This window comes from Companilactobacillus bobalius, assembly GCF_002179915.1.
In the GTDB taxonomy this organism is placed as follows: domain Bacteria; phylum Bacillota; class Bacilli; order Lactobacillales; family Lactobacillaceae; genus Companilactobacillus; species Companilactobacillus bobalius.
In genome coordinates, this window is the sequence record NZ_MYFM01000017.1 from 1 (window position 1) to 8,154 (window position 8,154).

Sequence of the window (8,154 nt, forward strand, 5' to 3'; positions counted from 1 at the left end):
ATGGTAGCGGACGAGCAAAGCGTGGGAGCATAAGGAATTGACAGCTCTAAACCAGTCTTAACACTGAATTGGCGAAAGCCAAAGTTTCTATAAAACTTTGCTTTCCTGCCTAACGGCGAGTGAAAAAACGGTCAAGCTGTTTCAGCTTGACGGGGTGCGGGGCGTCAGCGCCCGTATAAATGTGGCTTGCCACACCTTTTTAGGCAACGAACGAAGTGAGGCGCAAAGAGCGTAGCGAATGGAGTTTAATGTGAGCCGGTTTTTGGCTCACTCCTTTGTGTTTTTGATTTTAGGTCTTGATCTCGTACAGTGGTGCCTCTTATATACCTCTTTTATAAACCTCTTTTAAACCTCTTTTAGACCCCTCTTGAACCTTACTCTCCCAAGGCTTATAGAAGTTTATCAAGTAGGTTTTGTCTGTTTATCAAGTAGGTTTTGTCTGTTTATCAAGTAGGTTTTGTCTGTTTATCAAGTAGGTTTTGTCTGTTTATCAAGTAGAACTATAAAGTTGACTACTTGATAAACATAATCTAAAATTAATTTGTAATCATTAGGAGGTACAGCATGGGAAATGAAATTATTAAATATGATCCAGAGTTAAATACCATTCCACTTCGAAAATTTACTCCAGTTGAAATGAATTTATTTTTTTCGATTATTTCTCGTATGCGTGATAAGAGTGATCAGACCATTCGTTTTACTTTTGATCAATTAAAAGAGCTAAGTGCTTATAAACCTACTGCAAATAACCGTTTTGAAGATGACATTCAGAGAACTTATGAAAAAATGATGGGATTACATTTTGGTAGACGAAGTAAAAGTGGATTAACTCGAGAGTTTTTTGTTTTGTTTACAGAATTTAAAATTGATGGAGATGCAGAAGAACCTTATGTAGACGTAAAAGTTTATGAACGTGCTTTACCCCTTTTAAACAAGCTTGAAAGTTGGGTTCGTTATGCGTTGGCAGAGTTTAGAGATTTAAAAAGTAGTTACGCAAAAACAATGTTTCGGTTACTAAAACAGTTCAGAACCACTGGATATGCTTATTTTTCTAAAGAAGACTTTTTTGAATTACTAGATATGCCCAAAAGTTACTGGAATAGTCCCTCTAACGTCGATAAATTTGTTATAAAACCCATTAAAGAAGAATTAACTCCTTTGTTTAGAGGATTAACGGTTAGAAAAAAATATGGTAAAGGGCGTGGGAAACCAGTTATTGGCTATTCGTTTACCTGGAAACCAGAAAAGAAAGATGCCAATGATTTCTCACAAGGCCAATTACAAGATGAGCGTCAAAAGCTTTTTAATATTCAGCATAATGGTGAATTAACAGAGCAGGAAAAATGGCGCGCCATTGACAAGGTTAAGGGGTTAACTTTAGGCTCTACTGAGAAACAAGCATTGGCTGATAAACAGGCCGAGCACGATAAAAAAATAAGAGATCAAGCAAGACAAGAAGCACTTGCTGAACTCCGAAAGGGGTTTGGAAATCATGCCTAAAACTATTAGAGAACTTGCTGATGAATTGGGCGTTTCAAAGCAGGCTATATGGCAAAAGATAAAAAGAGATGTGTCAATCGATTTACGTCAATTTACATCAACAAAAGGCAATACTGTTTACGTTGATGTTGATGGGCAAAAAGCTATTAAAGCAATGTTCTCAAACGATTCATCAACAAGATACCGTCAACAAAAAGATGATGTTGACGACAACAAAAAAGATGCGGTTGATGGACAAGATGAAGTGAAATTCCTTCGAAATTTAGTATCAGAATTTCAATCTGAAAAGAAAGAGTTACATAAGTTACTAGATCAGCAACAAAGATTGGCCTTACAGGACAAACAACTGCTCGAAGAATACAAGGCAGAAATTAAGGACTTGAAAGCCTTAACGATGGCACCGCATGATAATAGTGAAAAAGAAGTGACGTCAGACAAACAACCGGAACCTGAAAATAGCACCCCGGAGTCACAACCTAAACCTAAAAAGTGGTGGCGTTTTGGTAAATAGTTACAACTAAAAAAGAAAAGAAGACTAGTTAAATAGCGGAAGATAAATTTGAACAATCTGTAGCTGCCAAGCTAAAGGGTGAGGGCTGGGACTGTCCCACAGATTATTCTGGTGGGTAGATTGTAAAATTAATCCGAACGCTGTTCGGATTAATTCAAATCTTTATTAAAAAATATTTCATCTTATTTAACAAGAAACCATATTTATATAACAACATAAAATACACTAAGTTATTTTATTGAACATATATCGTACTTTATCTATCCGACTATTTGGACGACGGGGCTGGCAAACAGGTTCACCGGTAGTAACATGGTACCCTTTTAACTCTGTTAAACAAACACTACGTCCATTTGTAAAGAAAGTTAAATCACTACGATATTCTTGAATACACCGAGCAGGGATTTCTCCACTAAGAATGACCTCATTATTTTTCAATTGAGTGTCTACGATGTTCGCACAATATTTAGGAGCATCGTTGTATGCTCGTGAAAGATATTCCTGTGGCGCATAAATTTTAAAACTAAGATATGGCTCTAACAATTCTGTTCCAGCTTTTTTTAAGACTTGTTCCAATACAATAGGAGCAAGCATCCGAAAATCTGCTGGGGTACTAACAGGGCTATAGTATAAGCCATACTTAAAACAGATTTTACAATCCGTCACATTCCAACCATATAATCCTTGTTCGCAACCATAGCGTATCCCTTCCATAACTGCATTTTGAAATGATTGATTTAAGTATCCAAGAGAAACCGAGCTCTCATACTGCATTCCACTTCCCAACGGAAGCGGTGATACAGATAAACCAATGGAAGCCCAGAAAGGATTTGGCGGCACTTCGATGTGAATGGTATATTCTGCATTTTTTAACGGTCTCTCCATATAAATGACTGTAGGCTCTTTTAGTTCTATCTCCACATGATACTTTTCTTGCAACAGTGCACTAATCACTTCCATTTGTACTTTCCCTAAGAAAGAAAGTATAATTTCATGTGTCGTAGAATCCACGTAATATCGTAGAAGCGGATCACTATCTGAGATTTCCAAAAGGGCATCAAGCAACATTTCTCTCTGTTCAGGTTTACTCGGTTCAACAGTTGTTTGTAGTAGAGGGTGCGGATTTTCAATCTTTTTTCTCTGTGGCAATAGTTTTGTATCTCCAAGAACACTATTTAACTTCAAAAACTCATTTTGCAAAATAACAATTTCTCCAGAATAAGCTCTATCAATCTTACATAATTCACCATTTATTGAAGTATACATTTCTGTAACTTTTATTTTTTCTTTTTCTGATACTCTAACCGAATCTCGTAAATGTAGTACTCCACTATAAAGGCGTATATATGCAAGACGTTGTCTTTTTTTTGTATATTCAATTTTGAAAACATTTCCGCAAAGTTCAGACGGACCTCGATGTGTTGATGAATAAAATTTATTCGTAATCACTTCTATAAGGTTATCAATCCCTATATTGTTTTTTGCACTTCCGTGATAAACAGGGAACAGGGAACAATTATGAAATCTTATGCTTTCCTCTTGTTCGAGTTCCAATGCTTCTAATGATTTACCGGACATATATTTCTCTAAAAGGTCATCGTTTCCCTCTATTACCGTATCCCATTGTTCAGATTCGGTAAAGTTCGTCACACACATATTAGGATACAGTTCTACCTTCTGTTTGATTACAATTTCGGCAGAAAGTTTCTCTTTAATATCCTGATAAACCGTTGATAAATCAATTCCATTTTGGTCAATCTTATTGATAAAAAAGATTGTGGGAATCCCCATTTTCCTAAGTGCATGAAATAATATACGAGTTTGTGCTTGTACGCCATCTTTTGCAGAAATCAGTAGAATTGCCCCATCTAAAACTGATAATGAACGATATACTTCTGCTAAGAAATCCATATGTCCTGGCGTGTCTATGATGTTCACCTTCGTATTTTCCCACTGAAAAGAGGTTATTCCTGTCTGAATTGTAATTCCTCTCTGACGTTCTAAAAGCGTATTATCCGTCCTCGTTGTACCTTTGTCCACGCTTCCTAATTCTGTAATCGCTCCACTGTTATATAATAAGCTTTCTGTTAAGGTAGTTTTTCCTGCATCAACATGAGCTAAAACTCCAATATTAATAATTTTCATGTGATTTTCCTCCATTCAAAAACCCAAAAGGGCATAAAAATCCCAGTGATAAATACTTTTATCACTGGGATTTTTATGCATAACCATAGGTATACAAAGCATACAGATATTCTCTGGATACTTTAGAATCACATGATAAAGGTATTCTTAAACTGGGTACAAAAAACTAAGCCCTCCTAAAAAAGGACATCTAATTATTTGTTCCCGCTATCAAATTGACAGTTTATTTAAGAATACCTTGCCGCATATTTATTAACTCCTTTTAAATAGTCACTTAAATAATAGCACGTAAGAGCATATTTGTAAAGGAATCTCCAATTTTTTATCAAAAAGAGTACATGATTACAAAGTATCTGTAATCATGTACCAATATTTGTTATTTTACAATCTTCCAATTATCTTGTTTTTCTAATATCAACTCAAATTGCGAGATTTGGGTTGCCTTTGTTTCTTGATCTAAATATTTCACAGCGACATTCACGATTACTTGGTTATCTTTTCTGGTAAAGATAGGATTCACCAATTCCTCGAAAACATATTCCTTGTTAATCATAGGTAACACATGATTACTTACATAGTAAGTCAATTCTTTTTCTGTGGCGGTAGGATAGAGCTGGAAGAACGTTTCTAAAAAGCTAATGATTTCGTCCATCGTTTCTGTATCTACTGTATGGTCACTTTCTAGCTGTTTGGGTTGGTAGTCCGATTTTTGAGGTTTCTTACTCATTGTCGGATTTTTGATAATAACCATATTATCTGATTCATCTATATGGACAACCACATGAAAGCTAGACGATATAGTTTCCTTGTCTTTGTCTTCGGTAATAACTTGTTCAACAGAAAACAGTACCTCAAAGGTGTTCTCATTCACTTGAGAAACCTGCCACACCTGTATATCGTTCACACTAGAACTAGTAGGAATATCCTTACGAATCATTTCTTCATTTAATACCTGCAATTCTTCCGTCAAATAATGGGTCAATTTCTCATTTCGTTTATCAATGGCTTCTTGGGATTGGAGAGGAGAGTAATTTTTTCAAAGAAAAGGGGGTAAAAACTATGATTAAAAAAGGCATTACAAGAGTAATAATAAAAGTAATGAATTCTTGGAGTTCAATTTTTTCAACGTTACCAGGGTAACTTTTGGGAATCGGAATTAAAAAGTCGAGGAAGATTGGTAAATATACAATGCTATTAACTATTACAACACTACTTATTCCGATTACGTAATGAACCATAGAAAAAGTTAGGACTTGATTGTGTCTGAAGTATTTTTTTTGAGCCTGCTGTACAGTTTTTTTCCTAGTTACAATGTCATGCCTTGCAGCGTTGAATAGGAGTGAAAAGCCTATTAATGCAACAATTATTAATATAAAGCCGAATGAATTGGTAACTCCAACTTCTGAAGTGAAATTTAGAAAAAAAGGGCCCAAATATTTGGAGATGAACCAACTAGATAAAATTGAAATAATAATTGTAAGAATGTTTTTAAAATAGCCATTTTCAATGATAGTATCATTTATATGGTCACATAAATATAAAAAATCAATTGTTATGAGAAAAAAAACAACTAATATTACGATTAACCATGAGTACAAGGCTGATTCAACCTCCTTAAAAATTATTTGCTCAATATCCGAACACACGTTCGAGTAGACGGCTTAATTTTAGCACAGAAAAACAAGAAAACAAATTTTTGTCGGATTATTTTCGAACAAAAAAGATCTTCCAGGAAAATGGGAAGATCAAGTAAGCTATATATTTTTAAGGGCCCATTTTTAACAAATAACCCCTCAAAAACATTGTTAAAATAGCCCCCAATATCTATAATGTAGATATTGGGGGCTATTTTGTTTCTTTTATCAATAAATAACATCTGCTTTTCAGAAAAATTGTTGGACCTTTGTACTAATTGAACTAATTTCTTGCTGAGATAAAGTGGCCACAACTTCGCCATCTGATCGTTTTGTTGGATCGACAGCACGGACATGTTGCAATAACGCTGTCCCGTGAATTTTCCCGTTATCTATCCTGATAAATAACGGCGATTTAGCATACTTTTCTTGGGTACGATATTTGTCAGAGGTACTGATTGGCACAACTAGCACCGTATTAAAATAGCGATTATAGTGATCGTTGCTTACAACTAAACACGGTCGCTTTTTCTTAGTTTCAGTGCCTTTAGCCGGATCTAAATTAATCCATAAAATAGCGCCTTGTTTTAATTTCATTAATCAAAGTCTTCGCTTTCTACGTCTTTACCCCAATCAACTTCTGTTGTACTGAGATTTCCAAACTTTTTTTCTTGTTCATCAACAAGTTGCCATAGATCCGGTTTACTACGGACAATCATTACTTTACCATTTGGTTCAATCTGCCATTCAATTGTGTCAGTAGACCGAACTTTTAACAGTTCACGTACTGTTTTAGGAATTGTAATCTGATTTTTACTTGTGATCTTCGAGCTAACCTTAGTTACATTACCTGCGCTCACAATATCATCTCCTTACTTTTTCCTTACAAAAATAATAACATAACTGCTTTAATATCTCAAGAAAAGGAGAAAAGACTATGCAACAAGTTGTCTTACCCATCAAAGATTCAAACGTTCTTAAAGAGGTTCAAGATACGTTACTCAATAACTTTAAAGCTGGCCGACGTAACTATACGATTTTTCAAGTTGGTAAAGCGACGCTACTGCGAGTGAGTGACGTTATGGGCTTAAAACAGGCCGATATTTTTAATCCGGACGGTTCTATTAAACAAAATGCGTTTATTCATGACCGAAAAACTGGTAAACCTAATACCTTGTACCTTAAACCTGTTCAAACAGAGCTCTTATTGTACCGTCAATGGCTGCTTGATCATAAGCTGGATTCTGAATGGCTCTTTCCTTCAATTCAACACCCAGAACGCCATATTACTGAAAAACAGTTCTACAAAATTATGAGTAAGGTTGGCGATCTATTAGGCATTAATTATCTAGGTACTCATACGATGCGCAAAACTGGGGCTTATCGTGTTTACACGCAATCAAATTACAATATTGGCCTAGTCATGCACTTACTAAATCACTCAAGTGAATCAATGACTTTAGCTTATTTAGGCTTGGATCAAGCAAGTACAGAAAACATGTTGAACCAAATTGATTTTGGGTAAATTAGTTTGATTTTGTTGTCGCCAACGGCGACTTCTGATACAGGTTTTTAATGGGTCTAGCACAACATAGAATAAATTCTATGTATAAGTGCGCATTAAACTCATTTCATTCCGTTTAATGACGCTAAAAAATAGCTAACTTGATCATTGAAATAAAGGTTGTTTTTTAGTTCAATGCGCACTTACACACAACAACTAAAGTTGATTGTGCTTATACTAAAAAAAGTTGTATTAGATTTCGCTGCGCTCAAACAAATCTTTTTAATTGCTTTACACCGTTTTTCTTTCTAAACTTAATTACCATCTTTGAATAACTAACTATAAAAAGATGCCTTTAATTTAAACCTGAAATAATTAGCTAATGTTAGGAGTAACTCAGATGGACGAAAAAAAAGTATTAAAGCCAATTGATGAAATGCTTGCTGATCCTTGGCAAGTTGATATTCAAGAATTGTTTGAAGCTTTTGTTCATGAACCTGATGAGATCAAACAGAATTTGTATAATTCCTTGTACACTTACATTTTGCAAAAAAGACAAGAAGATATTATTAATCGACCAGGATTTGTAATTTAGCCCTCTAAAAGCTCACTGAGGGCTTTTTATTTTGTTTTGGTATAAATTATATGTAAATATGCTTAAAACTGCTGAGAATTGAAAATAAAGGCCTTAAAAGGGACATAGCAGTTAAATTCTTATTATGTTTTAGAAAAGCTAACTGTTTGCTGTCAATGGTAGCGGACGAGCAAAGCGTGGGAGCATAAGGAATTGACAGCTCTAAACCAGTCTTAACACTGAATTGGCGAAAGCCAAAGTTTCTATAAAACTTTGCTTTCCTGCC

9 protein-coding genes and 2 pseudogenes are annotated in these 8,154 nt (G+C 35.0%); 4 read left to right on the plus strand and 7 right to left on the minus strand.

The features are described 5' to 3' along the window. The first annotated feature begins 564 nt into the window (after positions 1-564). Together LKACC16343_RS13965 and LKACC16343_RS13970 are read left to right on the plus strand one after the other, a co-directional pair. Complete coding sequence (locus LKACC16343_RS13965; protein ID WP_001748065.1) at positions 565-1,500, plus strand: replication initiation protein; 936 nt, start codon at positions 565-567, stop codon at positions 1,498-1,500. Beyond that, on the plus strand, positions 1,493-2,011 hold the full coding sequence (locus LKACC16343_RS13970; RefSeq protein WP_056950769.1) for a helix-turn-helix domain-containing protein: 519 nt from the start codon (positions 1,493-1,495) through the stop codon (positions 2,009-2,011). The genes LKACC16343_RS13965 and LKACC16343_RS13970 overlap by 8 nt, the downstream gene beginning before the upstream one ends. 225 nt (positions 2,012-2,236) lie before the next feature. Here the strand turns inward: LKACC16343_RS13970 and tet(M) are convergent, their stop codons facing one another. The 6 genes and pseudogenes from tet(M) to LKACC16343_RS14000 form a co-directional block, all read right to left on the minus strand. Beyond that, on the minus strand, positions 2,237-4,156 hold the full coding sequence (gene tet(M), locus LKACC16343_RS13975) for a tetracycline resistance ribosomal protection protein Tet(M) (protein WP_000691727.1): 1,920 nt from the start codon (positions 4,154-4,156) through the stop codon (positions 2,237-2,239). Between the two features lie 15 nt (positions 4,157-4,171). Next, positions 4,172-4,219 (minus strand): annotated as a pseudogene (locus LKACC16343_RS14715) (hypothetical protein); the annotation flags it as partial. Between the two features lie 313 nt (positions 4,220-4,532). After that, positions 4,533-5,186 (minus strand): annotated as a pseudogene (locus tag LKACC16343_RS13985) (conjugal transfer protein); the annotation flags it as partial. Beyond that, entirely contained in the window at positions 5,155-5,754 is a 600-nt protein-coding gene (locus LKACC16343_RS13990; protein ID WP_056950771.1) for a hypothetical protein, read from the minus strand. The pseudogene LKACC16343_RS13985 and the gene LKACC16343_RS13990, both read right to left, overlap by 32 nt. A gap of 285 nt (positions 5,755-6,039) precedes the next feature. Then, positions 6,040-6,387 (minus strand): type II toxin-antitoxin system PemK/MazF family toxin, encoded by a 348-nt coding sequence (locus tag LKACC16343_RS13995; protein ID WP_024002471.1) that lies wholly within the window; start codon positions 6,385-6,387, stop codon positions 6,040-6,042. Continuing rightward, positions 6,387-6,650 carry a type II toxin-antitoxin system PrlF family antitoxin gene (locus tag LKACC16343_RS14000; RefSeq protein ID WP_001748062.1) on the minus strand — a complete coding sequence of 88 codons (264 nt, stop codon included), beginning with the start codon at positions 6,648-6,650 and terminating at the stop codon, positions 6,387-6,389. Before LKACC16343_RS14000 ends, LKACC16343_RS13995 begins: the two co-directional genes overlap by 1 nt. A 77-nt stretch (positions 6,651-6,727) precedes the next feature. On the opposite strand from LKACC16343_RS14000, the gene LKACC16343_RS14005 reads away from it, so the two are divergent. Beyond that, a complete protein-coding gene (locus tag LKACC16343_RS14005) occupies positions 6,728-7,315 on the plus strand; it encodes a site-specific integrase (protein WP_025016518.1) in 588 nt (195 codons plus the stop codon). Between the two features lie 361 nt (positions 7,316-7,676). Beyond that, positions 7,677-7,889, plus strand: a complete 213-nt coding sequence (locus tag LKACC16343_RS14010; protein ID WP_001748064.1) for a hypothetical protein — start codon at positions 7,677-7,679, stop codon at positions 7,887-7,889. A gap of 46 nt (positions 7,890-7,935) precedes the next feature. On the opposite strand, the gene LKACC16343_RS14445 is transcribed toward LKACC16343_RS14010, so the two are convergent. Further along, positions 7,936-8,154, minus strand: a 219-nt coding sequence (locus LKACC16343_RS14445; protein WP_218780473.1) for a hypothetical protein, incomplete at its 5' end; no start/stop codon positions are given.

Excerpts from the sequence above, each read along its gene's own strand:
- LKACC16343_RS13965 (WP_001748065.1), top strand. The coding sequence starts at position 565 with ATGGGAAATGAAATTATTAAATATGATCCAGAGTTAAATACCATTCCA.
- LKACC16343_RS13970 (WP_056950769.1), top strand. The coding sequence starts at position 1,493 with ATGCCTAAAACTATTAGAGAACTTGCTGATGAATTGGGCGTTTCAAAG.
- LKACC16343_RS13995 (WP_024002471.1), bottom strand. The coding sequence starts at position 6,387 with ATGAAATTAAAACAAGGCGCTATTTTATGGATTAATTTAGATCCGGCT.
- LKACC16343_RS14005 (WP_025016518.1), top strand. The coding sequence starts at position 6,728 with ATGCAACAAGTTGTCTTACCCATCAAAGATTCAAACGTTCTTAAAGAG.
- LKACC16343_RS14010 (WP_001748064.1), top strand. The coding sequence starts at position 7,677 with ATGTTAGGAGTAACTCAGATGGACGAAAAAAAAGTATTAAAGCCAATT.